Below are 17,232 nucleotides of genomic sequence, written 5' to 3' on the forward strand. Positions count from 1 at the left end.
TTATTCTTTAAGTAAATTTACGGCGTTAGAATGACTTTACGACAGTCTTCTTCCTTTTTATCAAAAATACGGTAACCTTCCGCAGCATCTTCCAGTTTCATGCGATGGGTAATAATCACATCCGGAGACAGATCTCCATTTTCGATATGTTCGAGTAACTGCGGCAAGTATTTATGCACATGGGTTTGTCCCATTTTAAAAGTTAAACCTTTGTCAAAGGCATCACCAAACAAGAAGCCATGAATTGGACCTGCATAAACCCCAGGTACACTCACCACACCGCCGCGTCGGACTGCTGCAATACATTGTCTTAGTGCTGAACCACTCGAACCTTCTAATTTCAGGTTGGTCATTACTGTTTCCAGAACACTCCCTTTGGCTTCGAAACCAACGGCATCAATAACTGCATCAACACCACGATAACCTGCTGTATTTTGAATAATAAATTCAGCTGCATCGACTTCATCAAAGTTGACCGGAATGACTCCATAGGTTTGATGAGCAAATCGCAAGCGATAAGGGTGATGGTCGACCATGAAGATCTGTTCGGCACCGAGCATCCGTGCACAAGCTGCAGATAACAGACCGACTGGACCAGCACCATAAATTGCCACTGTAGAACCACGGGTGACTTGAGCATTGGTTACTGCCTGCCAGGCTGTTGGCAGAATATCGGTCAGGAATAATACTTTTTCATCAGGCAAGGAGCCGGGAACCTTAAACGGTCCGACATTGCCTTTGGGAATCCGCACATATTCAGCCTGACCACCCGGAACACCACCATACAGGTGGCTAAAGCCAAACAAGGCCGCTCCTGGTGGAATCTGTTTTTTATTGAGAATTGCACCACGACCCGTATTGGTATTTTCACAGGCAGCCATCAGTTCATGTTCACAGAAAAAACAGTGACCGCATGCAATGACAAAGGGAATGATCACCCGGTCACCTTTTTTGACTTCTGTCACTGCAGGGCCGACTTCTTCTACAACTCCCATAAATTCATGGCCGAAAATATCACCGTCTTCAGTGGCGGGGATTTTACCCCGGTATAGATGTAGGTCTGAGCCACAGATGGCAGTGGCTGTCACCCTTAAAATAACGTCATCTGGTTCCTGAATCACTGGATCTGGAACAGATTCAACTCGTACATCCCGAGCACCATGATAGGTAAGAGCACGCATGCGGATTTCCTCTCTAGTTCAACATAAATAGTCTCAAATAAGGCTGCTGATTATTAAAAAGCCTTTTTATTAGAGCCTTATAACCTGACCTAGAGCTGTAAATTAATGTATGAAATAAGGAAGCCGAGTGTTTAAAAAATAAACTTATATAGTACTTGCGTAATTCACTACAAAATATGTCAAAAATCGAGTAAATGATTAGGGTCTGTTGATACTTACTGTTCATAATTAACCCTATAAAGGTAGCCATAAAAATATACAGGCTAAGGCAACAGAACTTTGATAATTTCTTTTGAGCTTTTCATATCGAGTAGCTATTCCTCTAAATTGCTTTAATCTACAAAACATATTTTCAACTAAATGCCTGATTTTATATAAATACCAGTCCATATGGTCATTGTTCGATTGGCTATTCGTTTTCTTTGGTATATTCGATTTAGTCCTATTTTGTACCTTATATTTACGTAACGGATGAAGATTTAGAATAGTTTTATCTTCCTACCAAAATACCAATCACTGGAATACATTAATAAACTAATTAAAAAGAAGATTTTTTAAATTTAACTTATGATGAACTCGTCGAGATTATTAGTAAGGCTCGGATGACGGGTCTACAGATGATTTCTATTTTAGGAACAGTTGGTGATTAATGAAACATAGGAAAGTAACTTTATCAGCAGTTTTATTATGGGGCGTAGTTGCTTATGCACTTGCACTTCTTACATATTGTACAATGAAGAGTGTATTAAGTGCTTCAGCAGATAATATTTCTGCTTTTGGCTCTATACTTGGGGCATGTGGTGCATTCTTTGCTGCTTTTGTAGCAACATATTTATTCAATGATTGGAGACTTCAAGCCTCTTTTGATTTAAAAAAACAACATGTAAATGAAATTAGTTATTTATTAGCCCAAAGTTATGACGAACTTCATAAAATGGAAGAAATACTAGAAAATTTGAAAAATGTGAAAGACTATAAAATACTTTATGAAAAATATTATTCATTTAAAGCAAATGATTTAAGAGATGAGTTTTATAGCAAACAACTGAATGTTAAAATGCTTGATAGACTTAATAAAAGTCAAAATGAAATATTTGTTGTTTATGCAAAATACCAGAACCATCTTGTATATTTAGTAGATAACTTTAATTGCATTCAAAAATCATATATTCGATATTATGATAAATTTAATAGCGAAATGGGTAATGCCGAGCGTATACTTATGTTGAATAAGGGGTCATTCCCAAAGTATATACTTCCAAGTGAAAAAAATGCTGAAGAGGTCGGTCTTTTAAATACGCATATCTATCTTCCTATACAATTTGAGAAAGAAGATATATCTTATACTTTTAATAATATATTTGAGTTAATAAAAAAGCTAAGTGAAATATATAAAGATCTTGAAGCTAAAGTTCTTGACTCAATTGACCTTACAAAAAATGATTAGCCCTCGTCAAATGGCTTTTAAACGAATACCTACACTCAAAATGAGGAAATTCATTGATAGTATAAATGATGAAGCTCTAAAAGCCTCTTTAAAAACAGTCTACGATGCAGAAATAAATAATTAATAAAAAAGCCCTGAATATTCAGGGCTTTTTTTTAAAGTGCTTTAACGCAAATAGATACGTTTACGTTGCTATTTATTGTATGGGCCGTACAGCCACATAAAAGAAAGCTCAGTAACAGTAACTTCATTAGGCTTCCAAAACCCTAGTAGCTGTTACGCCTTTTAATTGTGGCAATGTATAACGCTTACTTGCTGGTTGAGGAGTACGTCCATACCAACGGAACTCTTGGAAATCTGAATCACTATAGAGTGCGTAACACACTTTATTTGATTGATTACCACCAAGACAAACAAGTTTTCCAGTGGTCTTATCACGTCCTACGACAAAACAAACATGGCCTCCACCTTTACGGGTTTTAATAGCAACACAACCATAAGCAGGTTTTGTTAGTTTTGCGCCGTAATTCACGTAATCCAATGCACGGTACCAATGCTTAGGATAAGCAATTCCTGCTGCTTTCAAGCAATGAGCAACAAAAGTTCCACACCACGCAGTTTCATCATCCGCCCACCAAGCTTTAAGCTCTTTTAACCATTTCAAAATAGTTGGATTGTGCTGTTTACCTGGTATTTCTTGCAGACCAATATGTTTTTTTGCTTCAGCTATCCAAGCTAATTCATCAAGCTTTGTCGGTGTAGGAATATTCATTAAAGTGTTGATTCCTACTAACTGGCCTGTTAATTGCGGGCCATTAAGTCGTGGTTGAGAAATTTTCTTTCCAATCCATGACAGAACAAGCATCAAAGTACCAGTAACAAATGCATGATATTTTTCAGGAATAACTTCATAATCAACACCCCATTGTAGTGCTGGCAATAAAATTAGCATGATGAATGCACCTACGGCGGGTAACTTAACAGATAGATACTGCCAAGCATTGTTTTCAATTAACTTCATTCATCTTTCCTCTTTCGTAAATTATCTTGCTCTAGAGCTTCTAAAGCTTTGATTCGTAATTCGCTTTCTTTTTCACGTAATTCACTTTCTTTACGTTCTCTGCGGTCACGTCTCCACTGAAAAATGAAACTTATGAATAGGCCAACAACAGCCACTATTGCACCTGTATAGCTCAACCAATTAATTGAAGTTAAAGAACCAAATGCGCTTGCTAAACCACTCCAGAAGGTAGTTTTATTAGCAAAAGTTGTGACTGTGACTTCAATTGCCTGATGATCAGACATGACCTATTCCCCACGTTTCATTTGGAGCTATTTTTGCAAGTGTTATTGTTCTAAATAGAGTATGGTTCCAAATACAAAGCACGAAAAAAGTCTGAATTAATCAGACTTTTCTACATGAAAACTATCGGCCTCTACTTGCTAGGGCATTTAATCCCTTAATGACTTCTTGACCTAATTTTAAGAATACGTTGTGACGTTCAATTTCATTTTCTAAATACTTCTTGCGGTTTTCCCATGCTGATGAATTGAAGTAAGTACTTTCAAAACTCAAAGGCATTTTTAATGCATCCGATAAAGGCATTGGGCAGTTTTCAGAAATACTACTTGCTGTCTCAAGCAAAAGATCGGTCCAACTCTTTGATGATTCCTGTAAAGATGGAAGCGGTGCGAAATCGTGCAGGCGCGTCATCTGCACCTCTTTCCACTAAAATACCGTGGTTATCAACGCTTAACCGTAAATGAGTAAATAACTCATTGTTTAAATTATTAAAGTCTTGATAGCACAAATCAAAATCACTAGCTGGCATTTTCTTAATGAAATCTAGCCGCTGCTTAAATTGTTCTTCAAATAATTGAGGATTTGTTCTATCCGGCAATAAAGCTAAGTGCTCATGATTAGAATAACTCAACTGAAAAGCCATCATGCAGGCAATCCATTCAGCGACATTCTTACAATTTGCCTCTAAGAACTCCACTTCCATTCCAATAAGCTGTCTAACTGTAATTCCATTTTGAGTAGTTTCAGTTTTCCAATTATTTTCTGATTGAAGGAAAACTTTAGACCAGTCTGTGTTCACCTCCAACATAGTATTACTTTGTTTTTCAAGATACTTCAGCAGCAGTAAATATCGTTCTTGAATAGTTAAAACCAAAGGATCAAACACACTATCTAAAGCTGATTTAAGAAAAGCTGTAAGTCTTTTTTCATTTAAATTCGGCGCAATGATTGAAATTTTAAGACACTGCTCAAAACTCAATTCTTGCATTTGAAAAGTATTATCGCCTACATACACTGGATCAAAAGTAATCATTAGTTGCCTCCATACAATGAATAAATGTCTTTTGAATCCCATGCAGTTCGACTCATCAAACTTATATTCACGGCCAAACTTAACCGGTTACCTTTCTCATCAATTGGCGCAACAATTGGTGCAGAAACACTTTCAATAATGAAAGGTTTATAAGTTTTGCCGTGAGTTGTCAGAGACACAAAGGGTGGGATTACACCTGAAAACAACCCTTCTAAAGTTGAGTTTGAGTCATTAACCACATTCTGAAGTGTAGAATCAGAAGATAAAGAAACTGGAAGACTCCAAGCCTCTAATTGCATGATCCTGTCTTCAACTTCTGTTTTCGCATCACTAAAGGCAAGGAAGAAAATAGAAAGGTTGAGCCGTACTGAAGAAGTAGATAGGAATACTTGAGTTGTATTCACTTTAGTTAGATTGGTACGCCCTTCAACGCTCTGCATAGCATCTTGAACCCCAAGTTTTGATAAAACTTGAGCTATAGGATTACTTTGCATCTGTTCAGCGACTTGTGATAGCTGACCTGATTGTAAGCCTGCCATGAGCATAGGCATTTTTAGCTCAGGATTACTATTCTCAAATGGAGTTTGCCATTGGCTCTCAATGCTTTTATCACCGTCCGTTAATAAGGCTCTAATCACTGGCGAGCCAGCAATAGGATTCCCCTCTTTGTCACATAGAGAAAACTCTGCGTATTTGTGCTTTGAAATAGAACCATAGAATGGATCTGATTCATTACTTGGTAAATTAGTTTTTGCTGTATTTACAGCTGGTGCATAAGCTAAAGCTTTGGACATAAAAAAGCCCTACTCATTGAATAGGACCATTATTTACAAATATGAAAGTTTAAAAATTAGTTAGTTCCAACTCTACAAAAAATATTTTTAGTTTTCGATATCTTTATCATCACATTCAAGCCAAAAGACATCTTCAAACTTCTCGCATACACCAGCTTTTTTGAGTTCAGTGTAGATTAAAAAAGCCGTTTCAATTGTGATATTTTTTCCTTTTTCTGCGTCACTTATCTTCTTTCCCAGTACATGGTTATTTGAAATAAATCCGCATTGTTTCGCTAACTGATACGCCGTCATGCCGGCCTTATCTCGTAAGGCAATAATATTATTCTTAATCATCTCAATTCTCTAAAAAAGATAATTAATCATAACACAATAAGATTGCATTCTTTTTATATTTTAATTTATTTTAATATTGCATTATTTAAATACACTATATATAGTTATTCACAACAGGCTCTAAACCTGAAACAACAAAGCCCTTGCAGGCTACCAACCAAATGCAAGGGCTTCTATCAACAACCACGAAAGGATATTGATATGTCTAATTTATCATACATACCACAAGTTGTACCATTTCATGATGCAGAACTTATGATTATTGAACATCATGGGCAGCCTTATACACCAATGAAACCTATCGTTGAAGCTATGGGGCTAGATTGGAAAAGCCAGTTTGTTAAATTAAAAGATCGTTTCAGTGCAACTATGGTGGAAATCACCACAGTTGCCAATGATGGGAAAAGTCGCTTAATGACTTGCTTACCTGTCCGAAAATTAGCTGCATGGCTTTACTCAATCCACGCCAACAAAGTCCGGCCTGAACTTCGCGAAACAGTCATCATGTATCAACAAGAATGTGATGATGTGCTTTGGGATTACTGGACAAAAGGACAGGCAATAAACAAACGTCTTACGATTACCCCTGAGCAGCAGCATGCACTACATGAGATAGTTGACCGCCGTGCTGGTAAAAACCGCAGCCAACGGGCATCTATGTGGGTACGACATAACAGACATTTTGGCATAGCTAAGTACAGCCAACTTTTATCAATACATTTTGAAGAAGCTAAACAATACTTAGAATCAATCAATGTTGTTGAAAAAGTGGAATCAGATCCTTTACAACGGCTTGAAAATCTTTTAGATCGAGTTTCATCACGTTATCCAGCATTAGAAAACCCTCTGGCTTATGAAATTGCTCAACAAGTAGGTGAAAAGTTAAAGTATCAATCTCCAAATGGCCCTAAAAACTTCTGGATTTCAATTCAGGAAAGTGGTGCTGTTGCAGTACATCAATACACTTCACATCATACACCTGTAAATGTCGTACAACTTCGGGAGAAATTCAATCAACTATGGGATTTTTTACATAAAGATGAGGTACTTGAATTAGGTAAAGTTTTAAAGAGGTTTCCCTATGAACCTATCAGAGGATAAGGGCATATAATTATTTTAAGATGTTCCACCAGAACTCCCCAAATTAAGAAAACCAGCTAGATAGCTGGTTTTCATTTGTTAAGCACCTTACGAACAGTTAAACGATTTCCCTTGATTTATCGATTACTTTTTTAATTCATGTCTTTTTAACTAAAGCTTTAGCTATTAGATCTATTTTTTGGTCCAATATCTTAAACTTTAGATACTGACTTGGCCTGTAGCCATATTTCCACATTTTATACCATTGGTAAAATTCACTTTTTTTACTAATATTAAAACTACAGTTAATATGATATTCACTATATTGCTCAAAATTGAAATTATTTAAAATAGCACCTATGATTAATGCACCATTAGATATATAAGTATGCTGACCACATATTTCTCCATAGTAATCCTCACACATATGTTTTAACCCATAAGAACCTAACATATTATTATTTATATTCTTATTTTTTCCAAAATATGACATAAACTGCTGAGCATATTCTATTTGTTTTAACCAGTCTGTACTTAAAATTCGGCCTTCAATAAAATGCTGTTCATACTCTATTTTAGACATTCTATATTGACGTTGATAATAACGATCTGAAAATATTAATGGAGAATAGAATCCACCATAACCCAATAATGGGTTTTTTTTCAAAATATCTTCTACTTTCAAATGTAGAATTGAGATATCTTCATTAGTAAACTTAGAAACTGCTTTATGCCATGGGAGTTGACATTCTTTTTTAGATATTAAATCCAGCTCACATGAAAGTTGCGTACCATTTAGTTTTTTTGCTTCTTTAGCTAAAGCTCTAGCACGTTGACTGGTCAATCCTGAAGGAAATACGAAGTTCTTATCAGACATGATTATACGATCCATCTGTGTAGATAAAAATTAGACCACTCCAAAAATCTAGATCTACACTAATGTTGTAAATCATATATACGTACACATCATTACTTAAGGAATGTTCGCTCCGTAATACGGTTGGAGTGACAAGCTTAGTGTGGAAGCATAGATTTATTATGACTATTTTTTTTAAAAAGAAAAGTTTTTTTATTAAAAAAGGAAACCCTCCTAATGGAGGGCCTATCTTATTCTAAAATTCGTATATTTGGTTTTTTCTTAACTATATTTAATGAGTAGAGTGAATCAATGTCTTCTTTTGGTGTTTGCAATAAATTAGATAACTCATCAATTGAGTAACCTAAGTCTTCTCTATAGTATTCAAAAATTTGATCTATAGTTACAGCCTTTTCTTTAGGAAAATCCAACTCTACAGGTTCCTTAGTCCTATAACCATTCTTAGTCATTTGTATCCATAGATACTTTTTCTGGGATGGTGTTAATAAGCCTTCTCGTTCTGCTGTTTTAAGAAGAGCATTCATAGAAACTTTCCAAACCAACTTTAAGGTAGCGAGCTTTTCTAAAGTAATTTTCCCAGTAAGATATGGTCTAATATCTTTTGAAGGCATCAAAAGAGCACTTGCAAAACGGTTAGCCTCATCCTCCATATTTTCTGAAGGGAGTTTATGCATAATTGCATGACCTAACTCATGCGCCAGTGTGAAACGTTGTCTATCTGAGGGCATATTTTTATCAATAAAAATACAAGGGTTTAAACCAGGTACTTTTATTGTTACACCAGACACACCTTCTTGAGAGAAATCGCAATGAAATACGAGACACCCTGCCCTCTCAACATAATCGGTTAAATTCTTTAATGGGCCATTAGGAATTAACCAAGTTCTTCTGAGCAATTCAGCAACTTTTTCAGGAGTTTCATATATATCTAAACTTAAAAAAGGAAGTGGTAAATCCTCCTCAAACTCAATAGCTTTAACTAACTTCATAGAGTTAAATAATCGAATATTAAGTTCAGCTTCAAGTTGTTCAATAGCCCTTTTACCGATTGAAGAGTTCTTCCTGTACATGGGATGAACACTTAACGGTAAACCAAATGGCTTATAGGTCTCATAAAATATTGAAACGGGAAAGTTTAAAACTTTGGCAAGATTTGAAACCATTTCCTCATTAGGCTCTAACAATCCTGCTTCAATTTTTGACAGAGTTCCCTGAGACAAAGAAGCCATTTTAGCAAGAGCTGTTTGTCCAAACCCTCTAAACTGCCTTACTATCCTTAATAACTCAGGATTAAAGGTCAAATTACTCACGATTCACCTTCTGCTTTTTTAAATCCACCGCCAGTGGATTTCCCTTTGAAACGACGTTTTGTTTGATTATCCTTAACAGTATCAAAGTCACTTGTATCTTTGCTTTCGTCAAATTCAACGAATGATGTTTGGCTATCAATTAAACTTACATTCCAAGCAACGGAATTTTTATCTCTAGCAATCATTTTGATATTATCGATTTGAGTAGCAGACTTATTTAAAGTATAGATAACTTCAATACGTGGAATATTACTAGCTATATCAGCTTCAGCTAATAAATTATAATTGAGTTCAGGATCATGAAAGCTTTTAGCCGAATCTGTTTGAACGTTTTTACTTCTTCCAGTCCTATCTGCCAATTTAAAACGAAAAACAACTTGCTGTTGAATTACAAAAAGTACCGTAACACCTTTATCTATAATAAAAACGTCACTACGTCCCATAAATTTTTCTTTGAGTAAATTAATTACAGTTTCCCAAACGAATGTGGCACGTCCGCGTGAACTCCATTTTCCAAAAAAAGGACTTTGCAGCCACAATGACCACGCCTCCTTAATAGCCTGAATAATAGAATTAGAATATGGTTGGATTAAACTTTTAACATGTAATTCTTCAGCTATAGCCATAAAGCGGCTCCAAAATATTTCACTTAACTTTATACACTATTTTTTTACTTTTCTATAGTTTTTTATTCCTAAATTATTCCCAAAAAACATATTAGAACATTTATTAGTCAACAATAGATTAATTAAATGTTCTAATACCAATGTTAAAAATTAAAACTTATATTTTTTAATGTTTATAATCAATGATTTAATAACAAAAAGAGGATCCTTAGATACATAATCTATTAATTTTAAATAATTACATGCATTAGAGAATAATGAATCGTACATTTGCACACTGATGAAATCATCACCAAGCACTTGTTGTGCATATTGGATAGCATCTTTTACACTTACTGGTTCAGGTTCACCAAACAAGCCTACATTACTACTATCTAAAGCCTGTTTCTCTGCAAATTCAGCTAAAGCTTTAAATAACATACTCATTTTTTTTGAACTGCGGCTATTCTTAGCTAGAAACACGGCGAGTTCAGCAACACCTTCTCCCAGATCCTCAAAAAGCCCTTGCTGCTTTACAAACTCAACAATATCTTGATCATTTTGCTTTGCAGATAAAATTGTATTTGCTGCATCAATAATTGCATTAGCAACACGTTGATCAATGGCTTGCTCCATTCCATCAACGATTTGATCTGATATATCTTGAACATTTCCACGACTTATGGCTTGCGCTTCAATAAATTTAGGGGCAGCAACACCAAGCGCATTAAGCATATTTTGAAGATCTGGTTTTGTATGATCAGCCATCATTTCTAGCAAACGATCATCATTGTACGCTTTACTAAAAATTGCGGCCTTGATTCTGTTTATCAGTGCTTGTGTTGGTTTTTTATCTTTCGTTGTGTACTGGGCAGCTTCTGTATCACCTAATTTACTTAAAAAACCTTGAATAAACTTTTGATTACTTACTGCTAATAAATCGCCATCTTCACTCGGATTAAAAAGTGCCAGTAAATTCTCATCTAAACGTTTAGCATCAGCTTTAGCACGTTCAGTTGCTGTAAAAGACAACTTATCATCTTGGTTAGCATCTATTGCAAATTGAGCTCTATCAATCTCGGTTGTACGAATACGTATCAAAATTGGTTGAGCTATTGCTTGGACCTGCTCACTACTAAAGCCAAAGTAATCAGCTTCATCAATCAACCATTGTTTATACTCATCTGCGGAACCGCGATCATAGGCAAGCTTGATTGCCATTGTTCGGCCATTTCCTGATTCAACCACTAAATCATCACCAGTAATCGGTGCTCCCGTATCTGCACGACCTGAGCGGCCTAGGCTTTCGGGATCTAAATCATTAGCAGTTTTCTGTACCCATGCTTGTGAGGATTCACGACTACGATCTCGTGGCTGCAATTCTTGCGGATAATTAGGGTTTTCCGCACCAGTTGCTGTATGAGATGCAATTACTTGATCAATATCAACTAAGGCGAATACAGTAGAAATCTTTTGTCCTTTGGCTGTTTTCACATTATTAGTTCTACCCTTCAAAAGCCCAGTGAAGGGCTGTTTAGGTTTAAAGAAGCTGATCATTTGATCAATTACAACTAATGGATTTTTAGCAATATCTTGAGTAGAAATTAGATTTAATGTTGTCATTAGATATTCTCCGCTTCCATTTTTTGTACTTGATTCAAGAGCTCTGTCACCGCTGGAATAAGAAGTGGATCATTTAAGTCTTTTTCTGCTTCATCTCGAATTTGCTCTAATAACTCAAGATTAACTTTAACCTGCCCTTCAATTACTGAACGGTAAAGTTGATTACCTTCATCATTTGTCGTACTAGGCTGAAGATCTTCAACTTCTGTCGGAGCATTTAGTTCTTTAAATTCTTCATTATCTGAATTTTGGGCTGGCTCTTTATTTCTGAGGCGATCCGCTAAATGTTCATCTGCCCATGCTCTTGAATATTCATAAAATGCTGTTAAATATTCTGGTGAACCTTCGGCACCATTCCAGTTTTTTAAGAATTCACCACGGCGATCTGAAACCCAAGCCATAAAGTCTATGTTGTTAGAATCTTCAGGATTTTCCAAAGTGTCTAACCATGCTTGCATCATTTTGTTTTCAGCTATACCAGCTGTACGTGCTGCTAATACTTCTTCATCTCTTTTTTGTTTAGCTTCATTTTCGGCATCAATAAGTTTTTTTGCTTCTAATTCTGCTTGCTGTTGAGCCAAAGCCTGGTCATCTAGATCAGAAATCCATTCACGTGCCCAAACTACTGCATCAGAATCCCCCTCTAGAGCCTTATTGATACGTTCAAAGAATGCTTGGTAACGTAAACCATCTTCACCTGCCCATTCAGGATCAGCATTTAAACGCTTTAAGTCGGCTTTTAAACGTTCGGCTTCTTCATCAGAAATACTATCTGGTAACTCATTATCGAGACTATTCTCTTTAATGATTACTTCATTTTCTTCAGATTGCTTGGTTAACAATGTATTTTGCAACTGATCCAATTCATTTAATAAATTGGAAATTTCTACACTTAAAGAATTTAATTGACTTTGTTTTTGCTCGAGACGTAGTTCAGCATCTGCTAAAGCCTTGGCCTTTTCTGCTTTTTTAGATTGTAACCGCTTAAAACGATTACTATTTTGGTTAATTAACTTCATAATTCGACCAGCGAGAACTGGAATTGAAATTCCTTCTCCCTGATTAGGCTGGATTGCAGCAGTAATATCCCGATTGTTCATTAAAATCTTCCATGAAATTAATGAATCTGCTGGACTAATTTTTTTTGATAATCGATCTGGCTTATGAAAAAGGATTGTGAAGTTTTGGCCGTCATCAAAATCATAAGTAAGGGCAATTTGAAGGACTTTTTTATGCTTAAAGGGCTTACTTTCCGTAACGTTAACGATTTTGACGCCAGTTTTTGAAAACTGATCCATAGAGTGATGCAAAATTGCAGACAGCTGCTCTAAATGCTGGTAATCAACGATAATAGAGTCATAATGCGCTTCTTCGACGCCTAGACTAGATAAAAGCGTAGGTAACCCATCAAATTTACTTAATAATTGGCTGTGATCATCATTTCGTTGCATATCTAATAACAACTTAGAAGTATCACCCTCATGAGAAATTAAATTGATTCCATCCCATTCAGGTTTTTCAGCTGCGACAACATTTTGTAATTGTTCTAGTTGCCATCTTTGAATCGGTTTTGCACCCGTCAAATTAAATTGTTGTGAAGATAAATGGCGCTTAAGTCCAAATTGATTTGTTTCAATAACATCTGTAACACAAGCATCAAACATTCGGCCAAATTGCAGTATCGCTAAATCAGCTGCATGCTGGTCATCGATAGCGCCTAAAACCGCAACAGAATCAAACGCATCTATCCCACCCTTTTTACCTTTTAAATTTACAACACGCCAGAAATCATTTTCCGTGTAATCTTCAGTGACTAAAGCATTAATTTGACGGTAATCACCCTTAATAAACCCAATTGAACAAGCACCACTATTCACCATGGAGTCAAAACCATGTACTAATCGGCTTTGATGTGGTGCGTGTGTTTGAATGAAAATTGATTTAACACTCACGGAGTTATCCTCATTTTAGTTTGAGGATATTTTCTCAATTAGGTGAATCTATAAAGGCAATGAGTTCCATAGCTTATTTTAAGTTGGGAAACATTTTTATGAAATTTAAAGTAACAATGGCATGTGCTTTATTAGAGGCATCAAGGGGCAAATTGCCTGCTTGAAGTGAAACTAGATGCTCAATTTCAAATTGGTTCTGATTTCTTGCAGCTTTATCAAAAGCATATATTTTTAATCTCATTAAGTATTCAATTGGTGGCGACTGAGTACCATCTTTATTAAACATTATTTCTTTTATAGCTTTAGCACTATTCGCAATAGCTGCTTCTTTAGTCTCAATAAATGAAATGCTCAACTCATTTGAAGCATTACCAGTTACATGGTTGAGTTGAAAATGCCCCACATGCACTGCATCGGTTTGGGCATCTAGTAGTGATACATCTACATTATTGGCTAACCAAGCAACTTTGTTTGAAGGATCAAAAATTGGAATATTTGCTTGAGCAATTTTACTGTTTGCACGGTACGGGCGAATTTCAATTCCAAAATGGGCCGCTGAAAGTGTCCCTAATGCGTAAAGTTCCTGATAATGTGAAACAGCTCGATCAACAGTTAGCCCAGACCACAAGACAGGATTCTTAGCAAAACGTTCTTTAAACGGATTTAAAACGTTTCCAAAACTGTTATTTATAGTTTTATTCTGCGTTTCGTATTCAAAGAAAGCCATTATTCTTCATCCTCTGGAAATTTACGGCTCTTAGCAATACTTTCAGCTAATGTTAATGCTTCCTCATATTTCATACCTGTATCGCGCTCAAGAATGTACGCCATAATATCTACATCTAAATTTGATTCTTTCAATGATGCGATTACTTGTGTTTTAAGTAATGTTGTATTCATTCTTGATTGAGCATTGTTGATTTCTTCTGTAGCTGCTGCAGTTTGGTTTGAATAATATTCAACTTGCCAAGGGTAATCTTCAGGCTCAAATTGTTCGTTGTAAGCAAACCCCCAATCCAAATGAAGAATTTGATTAATCCCTTCGGAAGCTGCTGTTCGAATATCTTGTGACCTACGCATGATTTGTGCAGAAGTATGGAATGCTCCACCTTCTCCTATACCACCAGTTAACATATCAGCCCAACCGACCATGCTTGGATCTAGACCAATTCCACCCATCAGCAAACGGACATTAATCATGAACTGTTCAATATTAATAGGTGAGCTTCGTTGATTCTTGATATCACCCACTGGATTTAGAACTTGTTTTTCATCAAATACCGGAAGCATGTGAAAAGCAGTATTCCAAACTGCTTCTCCACCTGATAAAGCATCACGGACATAAGCCTCATGATTTTTAAGTAAACCTTCTAAACCACGGATATAAGCTTGACGTTGTGCTGGTGGCATTCCCGACATATTTACTGTCAAGAACATCTGATTTACGGTATCTGCAATTTGCTGGCTGTTCATAGATGCCAAAGCAAGGATTACATCATCATAAATGTCTTCAATTTCGTAAAGGAATGAGCCGCCCAAATGCGCAGGTAAGATAGGTAGCTCATCTGGATCATCCCCCTCTAACATTTTCGTGACTAGACCAGTTTCTACAAGCTCATATTGAGCAATATTGCTCATACGGGGCATTTTGAAACGTACCATTTGAATAGTATTCAGTTTGGTAATAGTTTTTTGCCAATTACGAGGATCTAAACAAAAAAAGGCGACAGTCTTACTGCCTTGTTCGAAAGGTTGTATTAATGGTGGATAAGTATACTCATTACATACGAGGTCAATTACACCTTGATCTTTTTTCCCGTAAATACGTGCATAAGAATCACCAAATGAAATTGCATCTCGGGCTAGCTTGCTTAAATACTTATTGATCAGCTTTTCCATCTTTACACGGCGCTCATCTAGTTGTTTTTTTAGTTTTTCAGCTGCTGGTCCATTCGCCTTTTTTAACCGTTCTGCGGGCGTAATAAAGACTTGTTGGCCGCTATAAGAATCTCCCCCTAAGGCTGCAGAAACATGAATCCCCATACCCTCTGCGATAGGTGCAAAGCGTAACATTCTTTCCCATTTAGTAAGAATTTCTTTTCGAGTACGCTTCTTATTGGCTTTGGTTTGGTTAGTCCCAAGTGAAAACGGAGCCATAGTTTCATATAGCTGCGCTGTTGCATCCTGATTAGACGTATCGAATTGCTGATCATATGAATTAACATTTTCACCGAGTAACAACGATAAGAACCGAGAAGACATAACGAAGCCAAAATACCTAAATAATTATGTATTTTGAAGGCTGCTATTTTTTTACTTTTAGATGGGTTCCAAAGTGAATTGGAACCAAACAGATTTAATAAATATCCAGCATGCAATTCTATCTGAACAAACTTATTTTACTGTTCAGAGGATTCGCTCATGGCTGATGTAAAAGTCTTCACTGATTTAGATATTGAATTAGCTCAAAAGACAAAAGATATTGTAAATAGTCAACGATATAATAATCGTCCTGCTTTCAAAACATTAAACCTAGGCTGGGACCTTGAAACTGGTTCCATTGCAGTTAACTACACTTTTGTAGAAGAACCACAAAGTAATGATCAACCTGCATAACATACTTTAATAAAAAAGCCCCAAATAAGGGGCTTTCTTATTATCTAGTAACCTTATGATGCAAAAGAGGTAATATGAACAGGAAGAGTGCCATTAGGCCCTAAATTTTCAATAATCCTTGAAGAGATATTATTTAATTTAGCAGCAGCCGCAAACTGTAATTGTAACTGACCATTAGAGTACCTACCGAACACGCCCCCTCTATTTAAGTTATTCATAGGTCCTGGCCTAAACCACGAAGGTAAAGTATTTAGTAAGATACCCACATTAGAACCAATGCTCAGTGTAATACCGTATAATAAGTTATCTGCTGTTAATTGATATGTTTGCACAATCCTTGGAACATTTTTAGCAGATATAGCAGACCAGATTAAATTACCTTGCTCATCATATACATCTAAATAACCAGAGGTTTTAGTGTAGTCATAACTTAAAAATGAAATATTATTGTTATGCACACTATGCCAATATTTCCCACAGAACTCTGTGCCTTCTGATAGGTTTAAAATATAAAGAGTCTCTTTTGGTAAATCATTACGAAAAGAAGGATATACCAAACTAGGGGTTTGAATAAAACTAGGTGCCCAACCAGAAGAAGCACCTATTGAACTAGGTGCACCACCATCTAACACTTGTACAGAATTTACACCTAAATGTCTGTAAGTGTCGCTAACAATAATTTCACCTTTATCATTACTTACTTCAAAGCCAGACATTATCCATACCTATAAATATCAACAGTAAGAAGGGCTAAACCAGACAATGCGCTCACTCTTACTACATTAGGTGTATAAATAGATGCAAAAGGCCCACCATGGTAAGCAAGTGTAGGGTATTGCTGAGTCATATTACCTAAGCAGTCTTCTCTAACAATTGCTATATGAGTTTCAGATGTAATACCGTCATAAACATAATCCTTATAATACTCATTAGAACCTAAAGAGACTTCAAAAGTATGTATTAAGTGCATTTGACGATCTGTAACATCAACAACAATCTTCCCAGTTTCATCAAAACATTGTAAGCCTTGTGGCATATTGTCCTCCCAAAATAAAGGGCTAGATAACTAGCCCTT

General features: G+C 36.0%; 19 protein-coding genes and 1 pseudogene. 3 read left to right on the forward strand and 17 right to left on the reverse strand.

Going from position 1 to position 17,232, the window contains the following annotated elements; all coding sequences use genetic code 11:
* Window positions 1-17 precede the first annotated feature (17 nt).
* Complete coding sequence (locus ABLC00_RS10745; protein ID WP_002045824.1) at window positions 18-1,181, reverse strand: zinc-dependent alcohol dehydrogenase; 1,164 nt, start codon at window positions 1,179-1,181, stop codon at window positions 18-20.
* A gap of 215 nt (window positions 1,182-1,396) precedes the next feature.
* A pseudogene (locus ABLC00_RS10750) lies at window positions 1,397-1,622 on the reverse strand (transposase); the annotation flags it as partial.
* Between the two features lie 208 nt (window positions 1,623-1,830).
* Between ABLC00_RS10750 and ABLC00_RS10755 the strand changes: the two are divergent.
* Complete coding sequence (locus tag ABLC00_RS10755; RefSeq protein WP_348941106.1) at window positions 1,831-2,628, forward strand: hypothetical protein; 798 nt, start codon at window positions 1,831-1,833, stop codon at window positions 2,626-2,628.
* A gap of 250 nt (window positions 2,629-2,878) precedes the next feature.
* Here ABLC00_RS10755 and ABLC00_RS10760 read toward each other — a convergent pair whose 3' ends face one another.
* The 6 genes from ABLC00_RS10760 to ABLC00_RS10785 all read right to left on the reverse strand — a co-directional run bounded on the left by ABLC00_RS10760 (window position 2,879) and on the right by ABLC00_RS10785 (window position 6,094).
* Complete coding sequence (locus ABLC00_RS10760) at window positions 2,879-3,649, reverse strand: TIGR02594 family protein (protein WP_049082843.1); 771 nt, start codon at window positions 3,647-3,649, stop codon at window positions 2,879-2,881.
* Window positions 3,646-3,933 carry a holin gene (locus ABLC00_RS10765; protein ID WP_001279704.1) on the reverse strand — a complete coding sequence of 96 codons (288 nt, stop codon included), beginning with the start codon at window positions 3,931-3,933 and terminating at the stop codon, window positions 3,646-3,648. Before ABLC00_RS10765 ends, ABLC00_RS10760 begins: the two co-directional genes overlap by 4 nt.
* Before the next feature lie 121 nt (window positions 3,934-4,054).
* The gene (locus ABLC00_RS10770) at window positions 4,055-4,273 is read right to left on the reverse strand and encodes a hypothetical protein (RefSeq protein ID WP_000894311.1); all 219 of its coding nucleotides are present in this window, start codon (window positions 4,271-4,273) and stop codon (window positions 4,055-4,057) included.
* Entirely contained in the window at window positions 4,266-4,964 is a 699-nt protein-coding gene (locus ABLC00_RS10775; RefSeq protein WP_000627457.1) for a hypothetical protein, read from the reverse strand. Before ABLC00_RS10775 ends, ABLC00_RS10770 begins: the two co-directional genes overlap by 8 nt.
* On the reverse strand, window positions 4,964-5,758 hold the full coding sequence (locus ABLC00_RS10780; protein WP_000030337.1) for a hypothetical protein: 795 nt from the start codon (window positions 5,756-5,758) through the stop codon (window positions 4,964-4,966). Before ABLC00_RS10780 ends, ABLC00_RS10775 begins: the two co-directional genes overlap by 1 nt.
* An 87-nt stretch (window positions 5,759-5,845) precedes the next feature.
* Window positions 5,846-6,094: a helix-turn-helix transcriptional regulator gene (locus ABLC00_RS10785; RefSeq protein WP_000594623.1), complete on the reverse strand. Its 249-nt coding sequence runs from the start codon at window positions 6,092-6,094 to the stop codon at window positions 5,846-5,848.
* A 201-nt stretch (window positions 6,095-6,295) separates the two neighbouring features.
* Here ABLC00_RS10785 and ABLC00_RS10790 point away from each other — a divergent pair, with 201 nt between their 5' ends.
* Window positions 6,296-7,195 (forward strand): phage antirepressor N-terminal domain-containing protein, encoded by a 900-nt coding sequence (locus ABLC00_RS10790; protein WP_000067916.1) that lies wholly within the window; start codon window positions 6,296-6,298, stop codon window positions 7,193-7,195.
* A gap of 136 nt (window positions 7,196-7,331) precedes the next feature.
* Here the strand turns inward: ABLC00_RS10790 and ABLC00_RS10795 are convergent, their stop codons facing one another.
* The 7 genes from ABLC00_RS10795 to ABLC00_RS10825 all read right to left on the reverse strand — a co-directional run bounded on the left by ABLC00_RS10795 (window position 7,332) and on the right by ABLC00_RS10825 (window position 15,803).
* On the reverse strand, window positions 7,332-8,066 hold the full coding sequence (locus ABLC00_RS10795; RefSeq protein ID WP_348941112.1) for a hypothetical protein: 735 nt from the start codon (window positions 8,064-8,066) through the stop codon (window positions 7,332-7,334).
* A gap of 215 nt (window positions 8,067-8,281) precedes the next feature.
* Window positions 8,282-9,361: an ImmA/IrrE family metallo-endopeptidase gene (locus ABLC00_RS10800; RefSeq protein WP_000067934.1), complete on the reverse strand. Its 1,080-nt coding sequence runs from the start codon at window positions 9,359-9,361 to the stop codon at window positions 8,282-8,284.
* The gene (locus ABLC00_RS10805; protein WP_000951724.1) at window positions 9,358-9,987 is read right to left on the reverse strand and encodes a hypothetical protein; all 630 of its coding nucleotides are present in this window, start codon (window positions 9,985-9,987) and stop codon (window positions 9,358-9,360) included. The genes ABLC00_RS10800 and ABLC00_RS10805 overlap by 4 nt, the downstream gene beginning before the upstream one ends.
* A 150-nt stretch (window positions 9,988-10,137) precedes the next feature.
* The gene (locus ABLC00_RS10810) at window positions 10,138-11,589 is read right to left on the reverse strand and encodes a hypothetical protein (RefSeq protein ID WP_000209671.1); all 1,452 of its coding nucleotides are present in this window, start codon (window positions 11,587-11,589) and stop codon (window positions 10,138-10,140) included.
* The gene (locus tag ABLC00_RS10815; RefSeq protein WP_031957851.1) at window positions 11,589-13,541 is read right to left on the reverse strand and encodes a hypothetical protein; all 1,953 of its coding nucleotides are present in this window, start codon (window positions 13,539-13,541) and stop codon (window positions 11,589-11,591) included. Before ABLC00_RS10815 ends, ABLC00_RS10810 begins: the two co-directional genes overlap by 1 nt.
* 73 nt (window positions 13,542-13,614) lie before the next feature.
* The gene (locus tag ABLC00_RS10820; protein ID WP_000863713.1) at window positions 13,615-14,268 is read right to left on the reverse strand and encodes a hypothetical protein; all 654 of its coding nucleotides are present in this window, start codon (window positions 14,266-14,268) and stop codon (window positions 13,615-13,617) included.
* Window positions 14,268-15,803: a hypothetical protein gene (locus tag ABLC00_RS10825; protein WP_000098520.1), complete on the reverse strand. Its 1,536-nt coding sequence runs from the start codon at window positions 15,801-15,803 to the stop codon at window positions 14,268-14,270. Before ABLC00_RS10825 ends, ABLC00_RS10820 begins: the two co-directional genes overlap by 1 nt.
* Before the next feature lie 159 nt (window positions 15,804-15,962).
* On the opposite strand from ABLC00_RS10825, the gene ABLC00_RS10830 reads away from it, so the two are divergent.
* Window positions 15,963-16,157, forward strand: a complete 195-nt coding sequence (locus ABLC00_RS10830; RefSeq protein WP_006581285.1) for a hypothetical protein — start codon at window positions 15,963-15,965, stop codon at window positions 16,155-16,157.
* A 53-nt stretch (window positions 16,158-16,210) separates the two neighbouring features.
* On the opposite strand, the gene ABLC00_RS10835 is transcribed toward ABLC00_RS10830, so the two are convergent.
* Together ABLC00_RS10835 and ABLC00_RS10840 are read right to left on the reverse strand one after the other, a co-directional pair.
* Window positions 16,211-16,873 carry a hypothetical protein gene (locus ABLC00_RS10835; RefSeq protein ID WP_006581286.1) on the reverse strand — a complete coding sequence of 221 codons (663 nt, stop codon included), beginning with the start codon at window positions 16,871-16,873 and terminating at the stop codon, window positions 16,211-16,213.
* A complete protein-coding gene (locus ABLC00_RS10840) occupies window positions 16,873-17,193 on the reverse strand; it encodes a hypothetical protein (protein ID WP_006581287.1) in 321 nt (106 codons plus the stop codon). The genes ABLC00_RS10835 and ABLC00_RS10840 overlap by 1 nt, the downstream gene beginning before the upstream one ends.
* Window positions 17,194-17,232: the final 39 nt, after the last annotated feature.

This window comes from Acinetobacter nosocomialis (assembly GCF_041021905.1).
Classification (GTDB): domain Bacteria; phylum Pseudomonadota; class Gammaproteobacteria; order Pseudomonadales; family Moraxellaceae; genus Acinetobacter; species Acinetobacter nosocomialis.